This window comes from Enterobacteriaceae bacterium Kacie_13, from assembly GCA_013457415.1.
Lineage (GTDB): Bacteria > Pseudomonadota > Gammaproteobacteria > Enterobacterales > Enterobacteriaceae > Rahnella.
Map to the genome: position 1 here is coordinate 2,552,719 of CP045665.1, position 23,020 is coordinate 2,575,738.

Here is a 23,020-nt window from a genome sequence, read left to right on the forward strand (position 1 = left end):
GTTTTTATGTCAAAACAGACAGCTCACATTCCGTGGCGTCAATCAGCGACGATTGCGTACCAGCTGATATCGACGGGTGAGATATTCCACCGGCGCACTCCAGATATGTACTAAGCGGCAGAACGGGAACAGCAGGAATAAGGTCATGCCGAGCACCAGATGCACGCGGAAAATAAACGCCACACCATCGAGATGAGCCGCAGCGCCGCCATGGAAGGTGACGACAGACTGCGCCCAGCCGACCAGTTTCATCATTTCGCTGCCATCCATGTGCTGTGCGGAGAACGGAATGGTGCCGAGACCCAGCGCGCACTGAATAACCAGCAGCGCGATAATCATGATGTCACCGAAACTCGAGGTGGAACGCACACGTTCGTTGCTCAGACGACGCCACAGCAGCATTGCGCCACCAATCAGTGTCATCACGCCGCACGCGCCACCCGCCCACATTGCCATTTGTTGTTTCACCGGCACCGGCAGGAAGGATTCGTACATCCAGTGCGGAGTCAGCATCCCGAAGGCGTGACCGGCGATAATGCCGAGGATCCCGACGTGAAACAGCGGTGATGCGATGCGCAGGATCTTTTTCTCGAGGATCTGGCTGGAACCGGCGCGCCAGCTGTACTGGCCGTAGTCATAACGCAGCCAGCTCCCGACCAGAAAGACCGTGCCGCACAGGTACGGGTAAATATTGAAGAAGAAGTTGTTGAGGAAGTCAGTCATTTGCGTGGTTCCCCCGCAGGTGTGTCGTCAAGGTTCAGATACTGTGGCGCAACCGCACCGGCGAAGTGTTTCTGGCGCGCAGCTTCTTCACCACTCGCACAACTTTGTTCGCCGAGGAACTTGATTTGTTCCTCTTCCCATACCGCATCCAGTGCGGCGGGGGTGTCATCGCGCGCTTCCTGTTTGATGCCTTCACGCACTGACTCAGTGACAATGTCACTTCCTGACAGTGCCAGCAGCAAATCAAACAGTTCGGCGTAATGGCTGTCGCGTTCCTGTAAACGGGCGCTCAGCAATGCAAGGATCGGCGCGATATCGCGCAGGCCTTCGCGCGCCAGCTTTTCATCACGGGTGGTCAGATACTCCAGATAAAGCGGCAGGTAATCCGGCAGCTCGCGGCTGTCAATTTCCAGACCAGCTTCGCGGTATTGCTCCATCAAATCCACCATCGCCTGCCCGCGGTCACGGGATTCGCCGTGAACATGCTCGAACAGCAGCAGCGAGGTGGCGCGGCCACGATCGAACATCGCGGTGTACGCCGACTGCGCATCCAGCAAATCTTTCTGGCAGAAATCCGTGATGTACAGCGCCAGATCCAGGCGCTGTACGGCGTTCAGTTCCGGCGATTGAGTTACCGCTTCGAGCAACTCCATCTGGTGTTCCCAAAGGTCTTCAGAAGGATAATCCAGCAGTAATCCGATGAGTCGTAAGCTGTTCATTAGCTTTTCCTTTCGGTTTTCGCGCCGATGTCGATGGCATCAATGCGTTTGCTGTTAAACAGGTTGAATTTAGTGTCACTGCCGTGGCAACCGTCGCCGAAGCTGAAACCACAGCCCTTGGCTTCCGGGAAGGCTTCGCGAGCCTGTTCACGGTGGCTGGAAGGCACTACGAAACGGTCTTCGTAGTTAGCGATAGCCAGATACCGATACATTTCCTGCGCCTGTGCCTGTGATAAACCGACCTGCTCAAGCGCGCTGGTGTCCAGCACGCCATCCACCGTTTCGGCGCGTTTGAAATGACGCATGGCCAGCATACGTTTCAGTGCGCGCAGGACCGGTGCGGTGTCGCCCGCGGTCAGCAGGTTCGCCAGATATTCCACCGGAATACGCAGGCTTTCGACATCCGGCAGCACGCCGCTGTGCGGCAATGCGCCCGCGTCGGCAGCCGACTGAATCGGAGACAGCGGCGGGACGTACCAGACCATCGGCAGCGTGCGGTATTCCGGGTGCAGTGGCAGTGCAAGTTTCCATTCAATCGCCATTTTATAAACCGGCGACTGACGGGCGGCGTCCATCACTGACAGCGGAATGCCGTCAATTTCGGCCTGTGCGATAACATCCGGATCGTTGGGATCGAGGAAGATGCTCATCTGGCTTTCATACAGATCTTTGTCGTTCTCGACAGAAGCAGCTTCGGCGATACGGTCGGCGTCATACAGCACCACGCCCAGGTAGCGGATACGGCCTACGCAGGTTTCGGAACAGACCGTTGGCTGGCCTGCTTCAATGCGCGGATAGCAGAAAATACATTTTTCTGATTTGCCGCTCTTCCAGTTGAAGTAGATTTTTTTGTACGGACAACCGGTCAGGCACATGCGCCATCCGCGGCATTTGTCCTGATCGATCAGCACGATGCCGTCTTCGCCACGTTTGTAGATAGCGCCGCTCGGACAGGTCGCCACGCATGCCGGATTCAGGCAGTGTTCGCACAGACGCGGCAGGTATGCCATGAAAGTGTTTTCGAACTCGCCGTACATCTCTTTCTGCATGTTGGCGAAGTTCTGATCGGCAGAACGCTTGCTGAACTCAGTGCCCAGATCGTCTTCCCAGTTCGGGCCGCCGACAATTTTCTTCATGCGTTTGCCGGTCAGCAGCGAGCGCGGACGTGCGACAGGCTGATGTTTACCGTCTTTAGCGGTATGCAGATGCTGATAGTCAAAATCAAACGGCTCATAATAATCATCAATTTCCGGCATATGCGGGTTGGCGAAGATTTTGTGCAGCAGATTGGCTTTGTTACCCATACGCGGCTGCAACTTGCCGTTGATTTTACGGATCCAGCCACCCTTCCATTTCTCCTGGTTTTCCCAGTCGTGTGGATAACCCAGACCCGGTTTGGTTTCGACGTTATTGAACCACGCGTACTCCATCCCTTCGCGGCTGGTCCAGACGTTTTTACAGGTCACGGAACAGGTGTGGCAGCCAATGCATTTGTCGAGATTCAGCACCATGCCGACTTGTGAGCGAATTTTCATTTGGCTTTCTCCTGTACTTTTTTAGGGAGGACTGCGGCCTGCACGAAGTCGTTGCCTTCATCATCTAACCAGTCGATGCGGTTCATTTTGCGCACAATCACGAATTCATCGCGGTTTGAGCCAACGGTGCCGTAGTAGTTAAAGCCGTAAGACAGCTGTGCGTAGCCGCCAATCATATGGGTCGGTTTCGGGCACACGCGGGTGACGGAGTTATGAATACCGCCGCGCTGTTGGGTGATTTCAGACCCCGGAATGTTCACAATGCGTTCCTGCGCGTGGTACATCATGGTCATCCCCGCCGGTACGCGCTGGCTGACTACCGCACGGGCACTCAGCGAACCGTTGGCGTTAAAGGCTTCGATCCAGTCGTTGTCTTCGATGCCCAATTTGGTCGCATCGTCTTCACTCAGCCAGACGATCGGACCGCCGCGACCTAAGGTCAGCATCAGCAGATTGTCGCTGTAAGTGGAGTGAATGCCCCATTTCTGGTGCGGCGTCAGGAAGTTGAGCGCCATCTCCGGGTTGCCGTTCGGTTTCGCGTTCAGCAGCGGTTGCGCGGCGCGGGTGTCGATTGGCGGACGGTAAACCAGCAGGCTTTCACCGAAGGCACGCATCCACGCGTGATCCTGATAAAGCTGCTGACGGCCAGACAGTGTGCGCCATGGGATCAGCTCATGAACGTTGGTGTAACAGGCATTGTAAGAGACGTGTTCATCTTCCAGACCTGACCATGTCGGGCTGGAGATGATTTTGCGCGGCTGAGCCTGAATATCGCGGAAGCGAATTTTCTCGTCTTCTTTATTCAGTGCCAGATGTGTGTGGTCGCGGCCCGTGTTAGCACTGAGCGCCGCCCAGGCTTTTACCGCGACCTGACCATTCGTTTCCGGGGCCAGCGTCAGAATAACTTCGGCAGCGTCAATCGCCGTTTCAATGCAAGGACGCCCGATGGCCGCACCTTCCAGCTTGGTGTAATTCAGCTTTTTAAGCAGATCAACTTCGCTGTCGGTGTTCCAGTTGATCCCTTTACCGCCGTTACCCAGTTTTTCCAGCAGCGGCCCTACGGAGGTGAAGCGCTCGTAGGTGTTCGGATAATCGCGTTCGACCACCATCAGATGCGGCGCGGTACGGCCCGGGATCAGGTCACACTCGCCTTTTTTCCAGTCTTCCACACCGAATGGCTGCGCCAGTTCGGCAGCGGAATCATGCTGGATCGGCAGCGTGACGAGGTCAGTTTCCACGCCGAGATGACCCACGCAAACGCGCGAGAACTCTTTAGCGATGCCTTTATAGATTTCCCAGTCACTTTTGGAGTCCCACGCCGGGTCAACGGCGGCAGACAGCGGATGAATAAACGGATGCATGTCCGAGGTATTCATGTCGTCTTTTTCATACCAGGTGGCGGTCGGCAGAACGATGTCGGAATAGAGACAGGTGCTGGACATACGGAAATCAAGTGTTACCACCAGATCCAGTTTGCCTTCGCCGCCCTGCGTCTGCCATTCGACTTCCTCCGGCATCACACCGCCCTGTACGCCTAAATCTTCTCCCTGAATACCGTGTTCGGTGCCCAGCAGATATTTGAGCATGTACTCGTGGCCCTTACCGGAGGAACCCAGCAGGTTAGAGCGCCAGACGAACAGGTTACGCGGGAAGTTCTGCGGATTGTCTGGTTGCTCAGCGGCGAAACGCACGCTGCCATCTTTGAGTGCCGCTACGGTGAAATCAGCCGGAGACTGTCCGGCGGCTGTCGCCTGCCGGGCGATATGCAACGGGTTAACGTTCAGCTGTGGCGCTGACGGCAGCCAGCCCATGCGCTCGGCGCGGACGTTGTAATCGATCATACTGCCGGTAAATTTGGATTTATCTGCCAGCGGCGAAAGCAGTTCCTGCGGCGCGACGGTTTCGTAACGCCACTGGCTGGAGTGGTTGTAGAAGAACGAGGTACTGTTCATCTGACGTGGCGGACGCTGCCAGTCGAGACCGAAAGCCAGAGGCTGCCAGCCGGTTTGCGGACGCAGTTTTTCCTGACCGACATAGTGGGCCCAGCCGCCGCCGCTCTGACCGACGCAACCGCAGAAGACCAGCATGTTGATAAGGCCACGGTAGTTCATGTCGAGGTGATACCAGTGGTTCATCCCGGCACCCACGATGATCATCGAACGACCGTGAGTTTTATTGGCGTTATCGGCGAATTCGTGGGCGATGCGCTCGATGTTTTGCTGCGATACGCCGGTAATTTTCTCTGCCCAGGCTGGCGTGTAGGCTTTGATCTCATCAAAGCTTTGCGCGCAGTTTTCATCGTTCAGACCGCGTTCAATCCCGTAGTTTGCCAACGTCAGATCATAGACGCTCGCCACCAGACCGGTGCTGCCGTCAGCCAACTGCAGGCGTTTCACCGGCAGTTTGTGCATCAGAATTTCTTCCAGCGCCACGCTGTTGAAATGCTCGCTGACTGCACCGCCAAAGTACGGATAACCGACGTTCACTACGTCATCATGGTTACCCAGCAGGCTCAGTTGCAGGCTGACGTCTTTGTGGTCTTTCCCTTCACGGGACTCCAGATTCCACTGCCCTTTCTCGCCCCAGCGGTAGCCGATAGAACCCAGCGGCGACACCAGCTCACCGGTGTTCTCGTCAAAAGCGATAGTTTTCCACTGCGGGTTGTTTTCCTGACCCAGGTTATCCACCAGATCTGACGCACGCAGCAGTCGGCCTGCGGCGTAGGAGCCGTCCTCGCGCGGTTCGAGCATGACCAGCATCGGCATGTCGGTATAACGGCGCACGTAGTCGGTAAAGTACTGGCTTGGATTATCGATATGGAAGTTTTTGAGGATCACGTGGCCCATCGCCAGTGCCAGCGCGCTGTCGGTGCCTTGTTTAGGGGCCAGCCATTGATCGCAAATCTTGGCGATTTCAGCGTAGTCCGGGGTGATCGCTACTGTTTTGGTGCCCTTGTAACGGACTTCGGTGAAGAAGTGGGCGTCCGGCGTACGGGTCTGCGGAACGTTAGAACCCCAGGCGATAATGTAGGAAGAGTTGTACCAGTCAGCAGATTCAGGCACGTCCGTCTGCTCGCCCCAGGTTTGCGGAGACGCCGGTGGCAAATCGCAATACCAGTCGTAGAAGCTCAGACACACGCCGCCGATCAGCGACAGGTAGCGCGCGCCGGATGCATAAGACACCATCGACATCGCCGGAATTGGCGAGAAGCCGATAATGCGGTCCGGGCCGAAGGTTTTGGCAGTGTAAACGTTGGATGCGGCGATAAGCTCGTTCACTTCCTGCCAGCTGGAACGTACAAAACCGCCGCGTCCGCGTGCGGCTTTATATTCTTTGGCTTTTTCAGGCTGGCTGACGATCGAACCCCAGGCATCCACCGGATCGCTGTAGGTCAGTTTGGCTTCGCGCCACAGCTGGATAAGCTTTTTGCGCATCAGCGGATATTTCAGGCGATTGGCGCTGTAAAGATACCAGGAGTAGCTGGCACCGCGCGGGCAGCCGCGTGGCTCGTGGTTTGGCAGATCAGGACGGGTACGCGGATAGTCAGTCTGCTGGGTTTCCCAGGTGACCAGACCGTTTTTGACGTAAATCTTCCAGCTACATGAACCGGTGCAGTTCACACCGTGTGTGGAACGGACCACTTTATCGTGCTGCCAGCGGCTACGGTAGCCGTCTTCCCAGTCACGGTTAGTATTCAGCGTCTGGCCGTGGCCGTCAGCGAAGGGTTCAGCTAGCTGTTTGAAATAGCGAAACCGGTCAAGAAACTTGCTCATCCGGGAATCTCCTGTGCAAAGGCCTGTGGCGCTTTGTCGTTATGTGAATGGCGGGGAATTCAATTACATTGCTCACGTTGGCCTCAGGGTATTCACGCGCGTGATGAGTACCTTTGATTGCGATCAAGTGAGCGCCGTCGTATAAAAATTCACATAACGAAAAATACCCCAAAAGAGGTATTTGATAAAATACGCGTAAGTTACTGATTTATTTTGTGTAAATCGTTTTATTTGGAATTTTTTTTGACAGGGAAGTACAGAGTGGAAAATGAGGGGTATTCAGCACGCCCGCCGGTTTGCATGACATAAACCAGCGGGCAATATTGAGGAGTTCAGAGGAAGTCTTTGGCTTTATTGAGCAATGCAGCTTTGGTGATGACGCCCAGCAGACGGCGGGATTGCGCATTTTCCAGCACCGGCAAACGTTCCAGCGGCGAGTTGCTGAACATCGCCCACGCCTGCTCGTAACTGGCCTGCTGGAACAGCGTGGTGAACTCTTGTTCGATAAACGCATCTATCGGGTCATCAGATTTCAGGCTGCCGTCAATAATACCGCTCGCCAGCACATTGGTCGGCACCACGCCGAGGAACCGCTCTTCCCGGTCCACCACGTAGACGTAGCGCGTGCGCTGTTTCAGCCCTTCGCTGACCACTTCAGACAATGAGGCATCGACGTACATTTTCGAGCAAGGGGTCACCAGCGAGCCGACGGTGCTGTATTCAAATTCATTCTTCGCGAGGAAGCGGGCGTTGTGGCGCGTCAGCACCGGGTAAGTGCCGCCCTCTTTCAGGCGCGAAGCGACGACATAAGAAATCGCCGTCGCCAGCATCAGCGGGAACAGCAACGAGCTGTTAAGCGTCATTTCGAACGCCATCATGATTGACATCAGCGGTGCGTGGCTGGTCGCCGCCAGCAGTGCGCTCATGCCGATGGCCGCGTACAATCCGACCGGTCCGGGATCGAACCCGAGCCATTGCAGGCAGGTACACACCAGCGCCCCGCCCGCTGCGCCAATCAGCAATGACGGCGTAAACAGCCCGCCCACTGCGCCCGAGCCGATGGTTATCGCCGTGGCGACAATTTTTAAAATCAGCAAGACCAGCAGAGACGTCTGCAAATCGCCGTTGTTTAAAATGAGATCGATGACTTCAAAACCGTTGCCCAGCACCAGCGGTGAAATCATCGCCACCAGCCCGACGCCCAGTCCACCCAGGCCAAGACGCAGTGCCGGATGAGAGACAGGCTTCATCCACTGGCGGACTTTTTCGATCGAAGAGATAAACAGCGGCCCGAGGAGCCCGGTTGCAGCGCCGATAATCAGTACAGTGATGATCGCGCCAAATGACGGGCTAAACGTTGCCGAAGAATAGAGGTACAACAGTGCATAACCGGTCAGCGAGCGGACAGTGAGCACGGCCACTGACGCGGAGATAAACAGCGGGATCAGCCGCTGGACGGCGGTCACACCAAAGGCGATTTCTGCCACAAACAGCGCACCGGCAAACGGCGCGTGATACACCGCCGCCAGCCCGCCCGCGGCGGCCATGGCGATAATATCGGACTGATGGACGCCCTTAAAACGCGAAAATCGCCCGAGCAAACTGCCGCTCAGCGCCGACAGCTGCACCATCGCGCCTTCACGCCCGATCGACCCGCCGCTGGCGATGCTGGCGAGCGACGACAGACCGCGCAGCACCGTGCTGACTATCGGAATACCCGGCAGCCGCTGGTCGATCACATCGAGGTAATCCGGCATTTTGCCGTGCTTGTCTTCATGGCGCAGTGCCCACAGCAAGATGAATCCGGCAATAATGCCGCCCGCCGTGGTGATAAGCGGCCAGGCCAGTCTCGGATATTCATTAAAAGCTTTGGTGATATCGCTGCCGTCGGTAAACATCAGGTCGTTGATGCCGGAAATTGCGCCGCGAAAGGCGATCGTCACCAGCGCGGCGACAATCCCGGTGGGAATGGCGATCAGCAGGTTTACCCAGTCACCCTTTTGCAGGGAATCGAATGCTTTCAGGCCCATCAGGTTCTCTTAGTGAAAAAGGTGCTGGCAGGGAGAATAGCATTTTGGCGGGCGTTTCTCATGCCCGTGACAGGGGGGAACCGGAAGAATGCGGTCAGGCGGGAAGTAATTTTTGCAAAAATGAAGATGCACTCTATGCTTCGTGAGCAACAGGTACATTCAAAGGAATTAATATGGTGGTTAAAGGTCTTTCCAAGGGGTTTTTTCTTACGATTTTACTGATCGTAACGTTGGCTTTTTTTGATGTTTTGCAACCTTACTATTCATCCGTTTTGTGGGCGATTATTCTGGCGGTTATTTTCAATCCGCTGAAAAACCGGCTTAAACAGTATGTCGGCGATCGCAACGGCGTGGTCTCGTTACTGACGGTGCTGATCATCTGTCTGATTGTGTTCACACCGCTGGCGATCATTGTTTCCTCGCTGGCGATTGAGTTCAACGCCGTTTACACCAAGCTACAGGGAAATGAAACGCATCTGCCGGGGATTCTGGCCGATGTAATTCATCACCTCCCGCGCTGGGCGCGTCATTTCCTTTCCGACCATGATCTGGACAGCACTACTGAAATCCAGAAAAAACTGTCAGACGTGGCACTTCAGGGTAGCCAGTATCTGGCAGGCAGCGTGTTCGTGATCGGTAAGAGCACCTTTGGTTTTGCTCTCGGTTTCGTCATCATGCTGTACATTTTGTTCTTCCTTATCAAAGACGGCGCGTATCTGGTGAACCTGATTCTGGCAGCCCTGCCGCTGTCGAGCTATGTGAAGCATCACCTGTTTATGAAGTTTGCCGCCGTGGCGCGTGCGACAGTCAAAGGCACAGTGGTGGTAGCGATCGTTCAGGGTGCGCTTGGTGGTCTTGCGTTTTACATTGCCGGTATCGAAGGCAGTTTACTTTGGGGTGCGCTGATGGCGTTTCTGTCGATCATCCCGGCAGTGGGTTCAGCCATTATCTGGGTACCGGCAGCGATTTATTTCTTCGCCTCAGGCATGCTGTGGAAAGGTGTCTTCATCGTGGTGTTCTTCGTCGTGATAATCGGTCTGGTGGATAATATTCTGCGTCCGCTGCTGGTCGGCAAAGATACCAAAATGCCGGACTATCTGATTCTGATCAGTACGCTCGGCGGAATGGAAGTCTACGGCATCAACGGATTTGTTATTGGCCCGTTGATTGCTGCGCTGTTTATCGCCTGCTGGAATATCCTTTCCGGGCGCGATCATCGCGATAACATTGATGAGATTGACGAAGACTTTATCGAGGAAGGGAAAAATCATCCGGGTGCCTGATAACCCCCGTGGTGTTTTCACAATGAGCGGCTTAATCCCCGCTCATTTTTTTTGCCTGTGGCCAGCCTAGGCTGACGCGCGCTCATCGCACCACAGTTCGAAGAGTTCCGGGTTCAGCGGCCGGGAGTAGAAATATCCCTGCACTTCATCGCATCCCAGCCCGCGCAAAATATCTACCGTTTCTTCGTTTTCGACCCCTTCCGCCAGCACTTCATAATCTAGCTGTTTGAGTAAACGGATGACGTTTCTGACGATCACCAGACTGCCGTGATCCGAAGAAATCGTACCGACAATCGAACGGTCAAGTTTGATGGTATCCATGGGGATTTTACGTAACACGTTAATGTTGCTGTATCCCGAACCAAAATCGTCCAGAGAAATACGGAATCCGCGCAACTTAAGCATTTCAAGTCCTTCCAGTGCGTCGGGACTTTCGAGCATTTTCTCAGTTTCCAGGCACTCCACGCTGAGTAAAGACGGTGACAAACTGTGGCTGAGCATTTTCTCCTCCAGCGCGTCGGCAAAGCCGGGGCGGGAGAAATCACTGGCCGCCAGATTTATCGAGACCGGCACCTGAAAATTCTTATCGCACCAGAGACTGATTTGTTTGATGGCATGTTCGATCACCCAGTCGGTCAGTTCGCTCATCAGGCTGGTTTTTTGCACCAGCGGAATAAACTGACCGGGCATGATTTCGCCCAGCAACGGATGCTTCCAGCGGATCAGCGCTTCTGCACCGGTCACGCTGCCGGTCGTCAGGGAAATTTTCGGCTGATACACCAGATACAGGCCGCAGCCCTCGTGAAGCGCCTTGCGCAGTTCGGCCAGAAGCTGGAAGTCATTTCTCTTTTTGTTGTCGATTTCGGCGTCATAGGTCATAAACCGCTTTTTCTTACTGATCGCCTCATGCAATGCACTCACCGCCCGGCGGAGAATTTCGGCAGGCGTCAGTTCGTGTGTATACAGCCCGGAATCGCCGATGTGAATATCAAGGTTAAGCGGGATCTGGCTGTTGAGGCTGGCCTGCGTGCCTTTAAGGGTGTCGGCGATGGCTTCAAGCGTGGTGGACTCACTGTCTTTGAGCAGGAAGGCGAAACGTCCGACCGCCACCGCGTATAACAATCCATCCAGATTAAGTTTGGCTTTCAGCTTGAGCGCCATATCCTGCAACAGGCTTTCCACCGCGCCCATCCCAAGAGAACGGGCAACCTCATAGGCAAAAGCGATATCAATGCAATCGATAATCACCAGCCTGTTGTCCGCACCGTTCAGATAGGACATATCGCGCAGGAGTCGCTGACGGTTGGGCAGCAGTGTCACGATATCGACGTACCCGACGGCGTGCCAGGTTTCCAAAAATACCGAAACAAGATCGGCGATTTTCTCGAACGTTTCGATATCTTCCGCTGAGAATTCGCGCGCATGATTGTCCAGAAGGCACAACGTTCCGACGATCACCCCTTCACGCGTTCTGAGCGGACAACCCCCGTAGAAACGGATAAACGGCGCTTCATGCACCAGCCGGTAGTGCCTGAACATATCATCCTGCAAAGTATCGTTGCAGATAAGAGTTTGTTCGCTGCGCACGGTATGCGCGCAAAAGGCATCGGTGAGGCTGGTTTCGGTAAAGGGTACGTTTTGGGCGGATTTAACAAACTGTTTTTCGTCATCAAGGACGGAAACAAAACACATCGGCACATTGAGTAAGCGACAGGCGAGAAAAGTATATTTTCGCAGCGTATCGTCACGGCCTCTGTCATTTGCTTTAAGAGCATCGATCGCCGCATGCCTTTTTGCTTCATTGTTACTTAGATTAGTCAGCATGGTTACACTCTTAAAATCAGAAATTTTTCTAATAATATTCTTATACCTTTTTTGCGTCACATTCGACCCGTTTAGTATCGATGCGCTATTACAGGTATAAAAGCCCTAAATTTTATTTAATTCAGCGGGGAAACTGTTAAGAAAGGTAAAACTTTGTGCCTGAAACAGGGGCCCGACAAGGTTAACTAATAACGATAAAATAACAAAGAAAATGCTGAAAAACTCACATTTTGCGCGCCGCGTGGCATTGTCCTCATGCATCTCATGGATTATCTGTTTTAGTCTGTGCTAGCCTGCTGGGAGAAATCTGCCGTCACGGGCGAAGACATTCCGCAGGCTGGCACGCAGACTCTTCAAAGTTTTATTTAACTGATTGATTAACTATCAGATTATCTGAATATCACAGACAGTCGTTGAACCGGGCGAAGAATTAACGAGCGGGTAATACTTCTCTATCTGTAGGAGCCACACAAATGAAAAACATTATTTTAAGCATGATCGCGAAGATCTCCCGGATGGAAGCAGACGCCAAGCAACTCACCGCGCAGGTGGAGGCTCAGTCCCTTCTTCTTAGTGCACTGTTTTTGACCGTAGGTAAAAATGGCGGTCCGCAGGAAATTATCGAGAGCGTGAATAAAGCCATTAATTCGGTGCTCGATTCGGATGATGACTCCATGAAATCGGATGCGACGCTTTTATTCGAGCAATTTCAGTCCATTATTTCGACCACAAGGTTAATCGATCAGGCTGACCCGGAACTCAACACCGATACCCTGAACGCGATGAACGGTAAAGGCCCGGACGCTGTAGCAGAATCATAACAGCAAGTTAACAAATACTGGGCGCATTCGGCGCTGCCTTCGGAAAAATCCTGTAATGCGTTCTGAAAAGTGCAATGACGGAAATTCACGACTACGCTTTAAGTCTGCAAACAAAGGAGAATACGATGTCATCACAAGATTACGATAAAGACCTGAACAAAGACGCAAACCGTCTGGCCGATAAAGTAGAAAACAAAGCCAATGAATTTGCCGGTGAAGCGCAGAAACAGTTTGGCAATTTTGTTGACTCACCTAAGCACCAGATTGAAGGTGCCGCCCGTAAGTTCTCCGGACAGGCAAGCGAAGCCCTCTCGGGCGTGGCTGACAAGGTGAAAGAAAATCCTCTGTCCGGCCTTATCGCTGCAGGTGCCATTGGTGTTGTGCTGGGCTTGTTGCTTGGCCGTAAGTAAAAGACCTTCTGAAGATCGGGTGACCGGTCCTTAGAAACAAAAAATCCGGAACTTCAGGTTCCGGATTTTTTTTGGGATTTTTTCACTGCCTGAGAGGAAGTTATTTCGCCCAGCTTGGCTTATTCAAAATGTGATCCTGCCAGTCTTCCACATCATCTTCGCGTACAGCGATATAACGCACGGAGATCTGCGCGGTATGCATCGCAGATTTAGAGGCCTTATTCAGCAGCGGATGCCATGGGAACAGCGGTTTACCTTCGCCAATCAGACGATAGGCGCAGGTCGGCGGCAGCCAGTCAAAAGTGGTCAGGTTTTCGCGGGTCAGTTTGATGCAGTCCTCTTCGAGCGTGAAACGACGCTCGTAGTTACGGCACTGACAGGATTTGATGTTCAGTTGGTTGCAGGCAACGTTGGTGAAGTAGATTTCTTCGGTATCTTCATCAATCAGTTTGTGCAGGCAACATTGTCCGCAACCGTCGCACAATGCTTCCCATTCTTCATTGGTCATTTCAGGCAGCGTCTTTTCCTGCCAAAAAGCGGGTTCAGTCATAGTGTGCATCCGGTAGAAGTAAAATGAGGGTGCTTATATAGACGCTTTGGCCGGCAGATGCAAGCAAAGCCGCCGGAAAGCAGCGCCGGCGATGAGGTTAAAATGTCTCAGATCACCCGAGTGGTGACTTGCTTGCCATTAAGTGTAGCTAAGATTTCATCTCCTGCCTTTAGCGGGCCGACGCCTTGCGGTGTGCCGGTCAGAATAATGTCACCGGCGCGCAACGTGAAATAGCGACTCATGTATGCGATCAGCGGCAAAATTGGCGTCAGCATGTCGCGGGTATTTCCTTCCTGACGGATTTCGCCGTTGATCAGTAAGCGCAGCTCCGTCTGCTGCGCATCACCAAATTCGCTTACCGGAATAAAACCACTGATCGGACACGAACCATCGAAACCTTTGGCCTTTTCCCACGGCTGACCTGCAGCCTTGAACTGGGTCTGCAAATCGCGCAGTGTCAGATCCAGCGCCAGACCGTATCCGGCTATAGCATTGGCGACGCGATCTTCTGTCGCCTGCTTTAATGGCGTGCCGATAAGCACCGCCAGTTCCACTTCATGATGTACCGACCCGAGACCCGTTGGCAGCGCGATGGGCTGACGGATATCGCACAGTGCGGTTTCTGGTTTAATAAAAATCACCGGATCCGCAGAGACCTGACTGCCCATCTCTTTAATATGATCAGCGTAGTTATTGCCCACGCACACTACTTTGTTCACCGGAAAATCCAGTAAAGCGCCCTGCCAGTCTCTGTGTTGATACATAACGCGACTCCTTAGTAAAAGCCCTTAGCCGCTGAACGGATTATGCGGTGCAGGTGCCAGCGGTGCAGACGGCGCTGGCGTTAAGTCGCCAGATATTGCCGGAGCCTGTCCCTGCGCGCCCATTATCCCGTCTGCCATCATACCGATGCTGAGTGCGAAATAGGTTGAGCGATTCCAGTGCATAATCGTGCGGAAATTGTCGTAAACCAGGAACGCACGCCCCTGCACGTCATCTGGCGTAATAATCCACGCGCGGGTCGCCGTCGAGGCAAGCGGGCTGCCATCTGTCTGAGTGACACCCAGTTGTTGCCAGTAGCTGGCCGGGTGCATCTGGTTATTTTTCAGACCTGCCAGAGCAGCATCAAAGTTAGCCGGAAGTTTAACCTCCTGACCCCAGCCCTGATTGCCTTTCCAGCCTTCTTTAGATAAGTAATTTGCCGTGGAGGCAAACACGTCGTCGGTATTTTTCCAGATATCGATTTTGCCGTCGCCGTTGCCGTCAGCGCCGTAGTTGAGATACGAACTGGGCATGAACTGCGATTGTCCCATTGCGCCTGCCCATGAGCCTTTCATCATATCGCTGGAAGCATGGCCGGAATCGACGATTTTAAGTGCGGACATAAATTCTTTGGTAAAGAACGCTTCGCGACGGCCTTCGAAGGCCAGCGTCGCCAGCGCCGAAAACACATCCTCTTTACCCTGAATCTTACCGAAACCGCTTTCCATCCCCCACAGGGCGACGATGTACTGCGGCTGCACACCATAACGATCACTCGCTTTTTGCAACGCAGGCAGGTTATTGCGGTACTGTTCCTGAGCAGCTTTAATTTTCCACTCAGGCAGGACGCGGGTCAGATAATCGTCAAGTGTGATTTTCTTTTCAAGCTGATTGCGGTCTGAGTTGATGACGCGATCGACGAAATGGATATTAGCGAAAGTGCTGTCAATGGTTTGCTGGCTGATGCCCTGCGCACGCGCCTGAGCCTTAAGCTGTTCGACGTATGCCGGGAACTCTGCGGGATCTCTTCCCTGTTCGGCCAGAGAGGTTTTAGCTGGCGCAGCAGTGGATGCTGTAGCAGGTGCCTTTGCAGCTGCGGCTGGCGGCGTTGTGGGTTGCCCGGAGGTTGCTTCCTGTGCTGCGCAACCGCTGAGGATAATCAGGGGCGTTAAGACTGCCAGTGCCGACAATTTCATCAAACTCTTCCTTTTGACATTCAAAAAATGATTCATCGCTGTAACCTTAGATACTACAACGATGAATGCAAGTTAAGACGTCTGAAAGTTCGGGAAATGCCGAAACAAATGTCAGGAAAGCGTTATTTATTGCTGTCACTCAGGTGAGTGTTCAATAAACTTTCAACCGGCGGTGGCACTTGCAGATAATAACCCTGTTCTTCGAGTGCCTGTCGTACTTTCGCAATATCGGCTGTGGCTAATTTTTCACGGGTGGCCAGATTTAGCATCATTGAAAACTGTGGCACGCCAAAACCTTTGAGTAATTCTTCCGGCACGCGAGAGAAATCGTCTTTTTTTTCTACATAAAGATATGTCTGGTCACGTTTAGTACTTCGATAGATCACACAATACATTTTTTTAACTCTATTAAATTGAAACGGTGGCTTGCCTAGATATAACTGTAACTATACCATGCTTAACGTACATCGGAATATCGCCCCCCGAGTGGTATTCCGGGGATTTAGAGTTGCAAAGACTGAGTCAGGATAGATGTCACAATCGCCAATAGAACTAAAAGGCAGCAGTTTTACCTTATCGGTTGTTCATTTACACAGTTCACAACCTGAGGTTATTTATCAGGCATTACAGGAAAAAGTGGAGCAAGCGCCCGCCTTTTTGAAAAATGCCCCTGTTGTTATCAACGTTGCCTCACTGAGTGGTGAAGCAAACTGGAAAGACATTCAACAGGCTGTCGCTTCTGCAGGCTTTCGCGTTGTTGGCATCAGTGGTTGCAAAGACGAAAAGCAAAAACGCGCACTTTCCCGCACCGGTCTACCGCTGCTGAGTGAAGGCCGTGCACAGCGTATCGCCGCCGAGCCGCCTGTTCCTGTCGTGCCCGACAATGCCCCGGCCAAAACCCGCATTGTCAGTACGCCGGTCAGATCCGGACAACAAATTTATGCCCGTAACAGCGACCTCATTGTGACGAGCAGCGTCAGCGCAGGTGCGGAACTGATTGCCGATGGCAACATCCACATCTACGGCATGATGCGAGGAAGAGCGCTGGCCGGTGCCGCCGGTGATGCGAATTGTCAGATTTTTTGCACACACCTCGGCGCAGAGCTAGTCTCTATCGCAGGGCAATACTGGTTGAGTGACCAAATCCCGGCCGATTATCTCGGTCAGGCCGCGCGCCTCAGCCTGATAAATAACGTGTTAACCATACAACCTTTAAACTAAGCCCTTTTGACAAGGAATCCATTCATGGCACGCATCATAGTTGTTACATCGGGTAAAGGGGGCGTTGGCAAAACCACTTCAAGCGCGGCCATCGCTACCGGTTTAGCTCAAAAAGGCAAGAAAACTGTTGTTATCGATTTCGATATTGGTTTACGTAACCTCGACCTGATCATGGGCTGTGAACGCCGCGTGGTCTACGATTTCGTTAACGTGATCCAGGGTGATGCCACGCTGAATCAGGCTCTTATCAAAGATAAGCGCACCGATAACCTGTTTATTCTTCCGGCTTCGCAAACGCGTGATAAAGACGCGCTGACCCACGAAGGCGTAGAAAAAATTCTTAATGATTTAAACGAAATGCAGTTCGACTTCGTGGTGTGCGATTCCCCTGCGGGCATCGAAACCGGTGCGCTTATGGCTCTGTATTTTGCCGATGAGGCTATCATCACCACTAACCCGGAAGTCTCTTCAGTTCGTGACTCCGACCGCATTCTGGGCATTTTGTCTTCAAAATCTCGTCGTGCGGAGAAAGGCTTAGAGCCTATCAAAGAACATCTGCTTCTCACTCGCTATAACCCGGGACGCGTCAGCCGTGGCGATATGCTGAGCATGGAAGATGTGCTGGAAATCCTGCGTATTCCCCTGCTGGGCGTGATCCCTGAAGACCAGTCAGTACTGCGTGCGTCCAACCAGGGCGAGCCGGTGATTCTGGATCAGGAATCCGATGCAGGTAAAGCGTACGATGACACCGTCAGCCGTTTGCTTGGTGAAGAACGTGCGTTCCGTTTTATTGAGGAAGAGAAGAAGAGTTTCCTGAAACGCCTTTTTGGGGGATAAACCATGGCCTTGTTAGATTTCTTTCTGTCCCGTAAAAAGCCGACAGCCAATATAGCCAAGGAACGGCTACAGATCATCGTAGCAGAGCGACGCAGGGGGGACAGCGAGCCCTCTTACTTGCCCGACCTGAAACGCGACATTTTAGCGGTGATCTGTAAGTACATTAAGATTGACCCAGAAATGTTGCAAGTTCAGTTCGAGCAAAAAGGTGACGATATCTCCGTATTGGAGCTAAATGTCACCCTGCCGGAATCGGAAGAAACGCCTAAATGACAGCAGTTGATTTGCCTGTTTTAACGGTTTTTCTGCCAAAATAGTGTCCCCCTTTTTTTAGGGGGCCCTTTAAATCAATATGTTTAATTTATACTGTATAACCACCCACTGTTTAAATAACCACTCCTGCTTTTATCTCGCCCATTTTCTGTTTTCATAAACATTCTGATTAAGACTCATCCCATTTAGCCTTGTCTTAATTCTCTTTAGTGTGGCTTTATGGCTTCTTTCAATCGTTATGTGATTGCACATTATTAAGACGACGGCTGGAATAAAATCCGACCATAAAAAAAGAGCGGAAATAATTCCGCTCCTAATATTTGTTTACTGAATCTAATATCCCTTCAGGGACGTCGAATCAGTAATCTTTCAGTATTTCTGCCAGCCTTTCCGCTAACAGTTTACCGCGCCAGCCGCTGATTAATTCCGGCTGAGATTCCTTGTTCTTTAACTTCCAGTGGCTGCTGAGCAGTTGGTTTATCTGCCGACGTGAAGCCAGAAGTTCAACGCTCAGTCCGCTCTCTTCGCTTACCGTCTGAATCAGCGCTTTAATGTCTTTGAAGACTTTGCGATAACCCGCCTGGTCGATCAGATTCAGGATAGGTGCCGGGAGTTCGGACTCATCCAGCGCATTGGATTCTTCTACCAGCGCCAGCAACGTGCGGCCGTGATAACGAATTTCCGGACCGCTCAGGCCAAGGGATTCGAGCTCGCCCAACGAACCCGGCTGATAACGCGCAACCTGCCAGAGATTTTCTTCACGCACGACAAAATTCACCGCCAGGTCACGCTGGCGCGCCTGATTGAGGCGCCACGCGGCCAGCAGCTTCAGGCAACCCAGCTGACGCGGACGCAGCTGGAAAGCATTGGTGATTTCGAGATAAGCCAGTTCCGGCTGCAGCACTTCTTTACGGCGGCGACACAAAGCCAGACATTCGTCGAGCGCAGCGTCCATCCACCCTGCTTCTTCGGTTTCTTTCATCAGCTGGTCGGCGAGCGGTAGCAAATACCACACGTCTGCCGCAGCGTACACGCACTGCTTTTCGCTCAGGGGACGGGCAATCCAGTCGGTGCGAGATTCACTTTTGTCCAGCTCTACGCCGGTCGTTTCCGCCACCAGACGCGCAAAACCACAAGACAGCGGACGACCGCTGAATGCGGCCAGAATCTGCGTATCAATCAGCGGCGTGGGCATCACGCCAAATGCGTTGAGGAAAACTTCAAGATCTTCGCTGCCCGCATGCAGGAATTTCACCACATCAGGATTGGTCAGCAGATCGATAAATGGCTGCCAGGCGGTGATCGGCAAAGGGTCAATCAGCGTCAGCTTTTCGCCATCAAATAACTGGATCAGGCCCAGCTGTGGATAATACGTGCGGGTGCGGACAAACTCGGTATCGAGCGCAATTTTGCTGTGCGCTTTGGCCTGAAGACAAACCTGCTCCAGTGCGTCATTGGTGATAATCAACTGATAATTCAAATCTCAATTCTCTTAATCATAACTGCGTTATAACGTGACAACGCCGGACAATGCCGGCGTTGGGAGTCTGACCACGACTGAACAGCGCGCTAACCGTTATGCAGCGTCCTGTTTGGGATCGACTTTCGGTTTTGCCTGTTCATCGCGAAGTTCGCGCCGGAGGATTTTTCCAACGTTAGACTTCGGTAACTCGTCGCGGAACTCGACTATCTTCGGAACTTTGTAGCCAGTTAATAACCGGCGGCAATGTGCCAGGAGTTCTTCGCTGGTCAGTGACGGGTCTTTCTTCACCACGCAAATTTTGACGATTTCACCCGACGCGTCATTTGGTACGCCAATAGCAGCGACCTCAAGAACCTTGTCATGTTGTGAAACCACCTCTTCAATTTCGTTAGGGTAAACGTTGAAACCGGAAACCAGAATCATGTCTTTTTTACGATCAACAATCCGTATGAAACCCTGCTCGTCCACTGTAACGATATCGCCCGTCGATAACCAGCCATCTTTTAGCACCTCATCGGTGGCCGAAGGCCGTTGCCAGTAGCCCAGCATCACCTGCGGGCCACGTACCAGCAACTCGCCCGGCTCACCCATGGCGACATCCTGACCGTTATCATCTACCAGACGGATCTCTGTTGAGGGCACAGGCAGTCCGATACTGCCGCTGTAATGCTTAAGATCATAGGGGTTACCGGCTACCAGCGGTGAACATTCAGTCAGACCGTAACCTTCCAGCAAATGTTTTCCGGTGAGTTTTTCCCACTTATCCGCCACCGATTTCTGCACCGACATTCCGCCGCCTACCGAGAGACGCAGCGTAGAGAAATCGAGTTCGCGGAAATCTTCGTTATTGAGCAGCGCGTTGAATAACGTATTCACTCCGCTGATGGCGGTGAAGGGATACTTCGCCAGCTCTTTCACCATCCCCGGCACATCGCGCGGATTGGTGATAAGCAAACTGCGCCCCCCCATCTCAAGGAACAGCAGGCAGTTCACGGTCAGCGCGAAGATGTGATACAGCGGCAATGCCGTTACCACCAGTTCATGTCCCGGGCGCAGCAGCGGCGCATAGGCGGCTTTCGCCTGCTCCAGATTCGCCTGCATATTGCGGTGAGTCAGCATCGCGCCTTTCGCCACGCCGGTCGTGCCGCCGGTGTATTGCAGGAACGCGAGATCGTCATTAATCACATCAGGCTTGATGTATTGCAGACGGCGTCCACGCTGCAGGGCCGTGCGGAAAGAAATTGCGTTAGGCAGATGGTATTTCGGCACCAGCCGTTTGACATATTTGACGACAAAATTCACCAGCGTGCCTTTAGCGGCAGAGAGCTGATCGCCCATGCGTGTCAGAATCACGTGCTTGATCTGCGTTTTGTACACCACCTTTTCCAGCGTATGGGCAAAGTTGGAGACAATCACAATCGCACTGGCACCGCTGTCGTTGAGCTGATGTTCCAGCTCACGCGGCGTGTATAACGGATTGACGTTAACCACCACCATGCCTGCGCGCAGAACACCAAACAGCGCAATCGGGTATTGCAGCAGGTTAGGCATCATCAGTGCTACGCGGTCACCTTTCTGCAAACCCAGTTCATTTTGCAAATAGGCAGCAAAGGCACGGCTACGCTCTTCGAGTTTCCGAAAAGTCATCACCTCGCCCATGTTGATGAATGCCGGGCTGTCGGCATAACGCAACGTGGCGTTCTCAAACATTTCGACCAGCGAGCTGTAGCGGTCGGGATCGATGTTCTCAGGAACATCTGCCGGATAACGTTTTAGCCAGACCTTTTCCAAGGTATTACTCCTGAATTTGTTACCATCTCAATTCGATATGCGACGAGTTTTATCACGTCTTTAACAATATTTTAACTCAGCTTACCAGTTGTGTTTTAAACAATGTCGAGGTTGAGAGGCGGGTCACTATTTACCTGCCGTCCGTGGCGAAAAAAGAAAAAGGCGGCAATTAAGCCGCCTTAACAACGATCTCGTCTGTCTGTTATTTCTTTGGCTGCGGCACCACCAGCTGTGCTGAAACCGGTCTTGCTGCCACAGGAGGCGCACCGTGAAGTGACGGCGGTCCGCCATGTGGCGGTGGCCCACCATGAGGTGGCGACCCACCATGAGGCGGTCTATTCGGTGACGACGCTCTCCACCCGTGCGGGCCCCATGTCATACCAGCCGGGCCCGAACCCCGGCCCAAATCCTCGCCCCCAGGAATCATAAGGGCCTCCGTAGCCCCAGCCCCATGGCCCCATAGGTTGCGGCGGCATGACCACCTGTTGCTGGATACGCCAGCGTTTATAGCTGTTGACGTTGACGGTCACAAAATCATAGGACGTCTCGCCAATTTTACCCTTCTCAACGCCGGTTATCGGCCCTACCACGGTGACCAGCTGGTTGCGGTAATCCACCGGATCCACAAATCCGTTGATGTAGGCCAGAATACGCCCGCGTGAGGCTGCGCCTAAAATCGGTCGTGCGCCGTCATCCAGCGGGACGGTGGCAATTTCGAGACGGGTTTTGTTTTGCATATTGGTGACAGACACCACTTTGCCGCCAAAACGCGACTCCTGCCCGACGTAAAGATTCGGCGCGCCCTGCACCGCCTGTAAATTCATCTGCGGCGTGGCCGTCGTGCCGCGAATTTCATCGGGTACGGTGACACATCCTGATAAAACCAAAACGCTCAGTGCGATGGCACTCAACGCCAGTTTTTTGCCTTGTGTAGCTGAGAACTGCTGAACTGCGGACCACTTACGCATTGCGATGACTCCTGTGCATACTCTCAACTCTGACCGCTATTTTAGGTACAAGTTGCCGTCGTTACCGGCCCGGCAGCTTTTTCCACGTCACTTCATTACGCAGATAGGTCGGTTCTGCGTCCTCGGGATTCACCCGGATACCGTTTTCCCAGAGCTGAAGCGCCAGCGGCAGCATGTCTTCTGCCTGCGGCAGTAACATTTTGCCATCAAATAATTCTGCTACCGGAGATTCACCCAGTAAATGCGGATAGGTTTCCCAGCCAGTGCCGACGGTGGCAAAGCGCCCTGATAATTCTGCGGCGTGGCCCAGAAGCTGTTCCGGCTTGATCACTTTCTCAGTGTTTTCGCCGTGCCAGACTCCCTGCGCATCGCGGGTAAATTCGCCCCAATACACTTCACCCATACGGGCATCAATCGCGGCCAGCACTTGTTGTGCACCGGTCTGGCGATACGCACCCTGCGCCATGGTTTGCAAGGTCGAAACAGGAAGCAGCGGCAATTGTGCGCCAAACGCCAGCCCCTGAGCCACGCCAATGCCGATACGCACGCCGGTAAAACTGCCCGGCCCGCGGCCAAAGGCCAGCGCGTCCAGCTGACTGAGCGTCAGCCCCGCTTCGGCGAGGATCTGCTGCACCAGTGGCAAAATGCGCTGCGTATGCTCGCGGGCGCAAAGTTCAAAATGAGCGAGCGTTTCGCCCTGATTGTAAATCGCAACCGAACAGGCTTCTGTCGCCGTATCAATTGCTAAAATTCGTGTGGACATGCCAAACCTCAGGCGGGGGATTGAATAAGTTAAACCCTTTTTTGCGGGGCGGATCCTA

General features: G+C 53.2%; 20 protein-coding genes. 6 read left to right on the forward strand and 14 right to left on the reverse strand.

Translation table 11 applies throughout. From position 1 onward, the window contains the following. Positions 1-42: 42 nt before the first annotated feature. The 5 genes from narI to GE278_11580 all read right to left on the reverse strand — a co-directional run bounded on the left by narI (position 43) and on the right by GE278_11580 (position 8,780). Positions 43-723: a respiratory nitrate reductase subunit gamma gene (gene narI, locus GE278_11560; GenBank protein ID QLK61364.1), complete on the reverse strand. Its 681-nt coding sequence runs from the start codon at positions 721-723 to the stop codon at positions 43-45. Then, the gene (narJ, locus tag GE278_11565) at positions 720-1,442 is read right to left on the reverse strand and encodes a nitrate reductase molybdenum cofactor assembly chaperone (GenBank protein ID QLK61365.1); all 723 of its coding nucleotides are present in this window, start codon (positions 1,440-1,442) and stop codon (positions 720-722) included. The genes narI and narJ overlap by 4 nt, the downstream gene beginning before the upstream one ends. Beyond that, positions 1,442-2,977, reverse strand: a complete 1,536-nt coding sequence (narH, locus tag GE278_11570; GenBank protein ID QLK61366.1) for a nitrate reductase subunit beta — start codon at positions 2,975-2,977, stop codon at positions 1,442-1,444. The genes narJ and narH overlap by 1 nt, the downstream gene beginning before the upstream one ends. Then, positions 2,974-6,750 carry a nitrate reductase subunit alpha gene (locus GE278_11575; GenBank protein QLK61367.1) on the reverse strand — a complete coding sequence of 1,259 codons (3,777 nt, stop codon included), beginning with the start codon at positions 6,748-6,750 and terminating at the stop codon, positions 2,974-2,976. Before GE278_11575 ends, narH begins: the two co-directional genes overlap by 4 nt. A gap of 332 nt (positions 6,751-7,082) precedes the next feature. Further along, the gene (locus GE278_11580) at positions 7,083-8,780 is read right to left on the reverse strand and encodes a chloride channel protein (protein QLK61368.1); all 1,698 of its coding nucleotides are present in this window, start codon (positions 8,778-8,780) and stop codon (positions 7,083-7,085) included. 173 nt (positions 8,781-8,953) lie between these two features. On the opposite strand from GE278_11580, the gene GE278_11585 reads away from it, so the two are divergent. Next, on the forward strand, positions 8,954-10,063 hold the full coding sequence (locus GE278_11585; GenBank protein QLK61369.1) for an AI-2E family transporter: 1,110 nt from the start codon (positions 8,954-8,956) through the stop codon (positions 10,061-10,063). Between the two features lie 66 nt (positions 10,064-10,129). On the opposite strand, the gene GE278_11590 is transcribed toward GE278_11585, so the two are convergent. Further along, positions 10,130-11,887 (reverse strand): EAL domain-containing protein, encoded by a 1,758-nt coding sequence (locus GE278_11590; protein QLK61370.1) that lies wholly within the window; start codon positions 11,885-11,887, stop codon positions 10,130-10,132. A 473-nt stretch (positions 11,888-12,360) separates the two neighbouring features. On the opposite strand from GE278_11590, the gene iraP reads away from it, so the two are divergent. Then, positions 12,361-12,708, forward strand: coding sequence for an anti-adapter protein IraP (gene iraP, locus GE278_11595; GenBank protein QLK61371.1), 348 nt, complete (start codon positions 12,361-12,363; stop codon positions 12,706-12,708). 125 nt (positions 12,709-12,833) lie between these two features. Next, a complete protein-coding gene (locus GE278_11600) occupies positions 12,834-13,118 on the forward strand; it encodes a DUF883 family protein (GenBank protein QLK61372.1) in 285 nt (94 codons plus the stop codon). Positions 13,119-13,218: 100 nt separating this feature from the next. Here the strand turns inward: GE278_11600 and GE278_11605 are convergent, their stop codons facing one another. The 4 genes from GE278_11605 to GE278_11620 form a co-directional block, all read right to left on the reverse strand. Further along, positions 13,219-13,668 carry a YcgN family cysteine cluster protein gene (locus tag GE278_11605; GenBank protein ID QLK61373.1) on the reverse strand — a complete coding sequence of 150 codons (450 nt, stop codon included), beginning with the start codon at positions 13,666-13,668 and terminating at the stop codon, positions 13,219-13,221. Positions 13,669-13,775: 107 nt separating this feature from the next. Then, positions 13,776-14,432, reverse strand: a complete 657-nt coding sequence (locus tag GE278_11610) for a fumarylacetoacetate hydrolase family protein (protein QLK61374.1) — start codon at positions 14,430-14,432, stop codon at positions 13,776-13,778. 24 nt (positions 14,433-14,456) lie between these two features. After that, the gene (locus GE278_11615; GenBank protein ID QLK61375.1) at positions 14,457-15,626 is read right to left on the reverse strand and encodes a lytic murein transglycosylase; all 1,170 of its coding nucleotides are present in this window, start codon (positions 15,624-15,626) and stop codon (positions 14,457-14,459) included. A gap of 122 nt (positions 15,627-15,748) precedes the next feature. Next, complete coding sequence (locus GE278_11620; GenBank protein ID QLK61376.1) at positions 15,749-16,021, reverse strand: hypothetical protein; 273 nt, start codon at positions 16,019-16,021, stop codon at positions 15,749-15,751. Positions 16,022-16,157: 136 nt separating this feature from the next. On the opposite strand from GE278_11620, the gene minC reads away from it, so the two are divergent. Genes minC through minE form a run of 3 tightly spaced genes read left to right on the forward strand, consistent with a single transcriptional unit; the run spans position 16,158 to position 17,957 of the window. Then, complete coding sequence (minC, locus tag GE278_11625) at positions 16,158-16,847, forward strand: septum site-determining protein MinC (GenBank protein QLK61377.1); 690 nt, start codon at positions 16,158-16,160, stop codon at positions 16,845-16,847. 24 nt (positions 16,848-16,871) lie between these two features. Next, the gene (gene minD, locus GE278_11630) at positions 16,872-17,684 is read left to right on the forward strand and encodes a septum site-determining protein MinD (protein QLK61378.1); all 813 of its coding nucleotides are present in this window, start codon (positions 16,872-16,874) and stop codon (positions 17,682-17,684) included. Positions 17,685-17,687: 3 nt separating this feature from the next. Continuing rightward, entirely contained in the window at positions 17,688-17,957 is a 270-nt protein-coding gene (minE, locus tag GE278_11635) for a cell division topological specificity factor MinE (GenBank protein QLK61379.1), read from the forward strand. Positions 17,958-18,315: 358 nt separating this feature from the next. On the opposite strand, the gene GE278_11640 is transcribed toward minE, so the two are convergent. The 4 genes from GE278_11640 to tsaB form a co-directional block, all read right to left on the reverse strand. Further along, positions 18,316-19,437: a ribonuclease D gene (locus tag GE278_11640; protein ID QLK61380.1), complete on the reverse strand. Its 1,122-nt coding sequence runs from the start codon at positions 19,435-19,437 to the stop codon at positions 18,316-18,318. 96 nt (positions 19,438-19,533) lie between these two features. Next, on the reverse strand, positions 19,534-21,231 hold the full coding sequence (fadD, locus tag GE278_11645) for a long-chain-fatty-acid--CoA ligase FadD (protein ID QLK61381.1): 1,698 nt from the start codon (positions 21,229-21,231) through the stop codon (positions 19,534-19,536). Positions 21,232-21,566: 335 nt separating this feature from the next. Next, positions 21,567-22,199: a Slp family lipoprotein gene (locus tag GE278_11650; GenBank protein QLK61382.1), complete on the reverse strand. Its 633-nt coding sequence runs from the start codon at positions 22,197-22,199 to the stop codon at positions 21,567-21,569. A 61-nt stretch (positions 22,200-22,260) separates the two neighbouring features. Then, the gene (tsaB, locus tag GE278_11655; protein ID QLK61383.1) at positions 22,261-22,962 is read right to left on the reverse strand and encodes a tRNA (adenosine(37)-N6)-threonylcarbamoyltransferase complex dimerization subunit type 1 TsaB; all 702 of its coding nucleotides are present in this window, start codon (positions 22,960-22,962) and stop codon (positions 22,261-22,263) included. Positions 22,963-23,020: the final 58 nt, after the last annotated feature.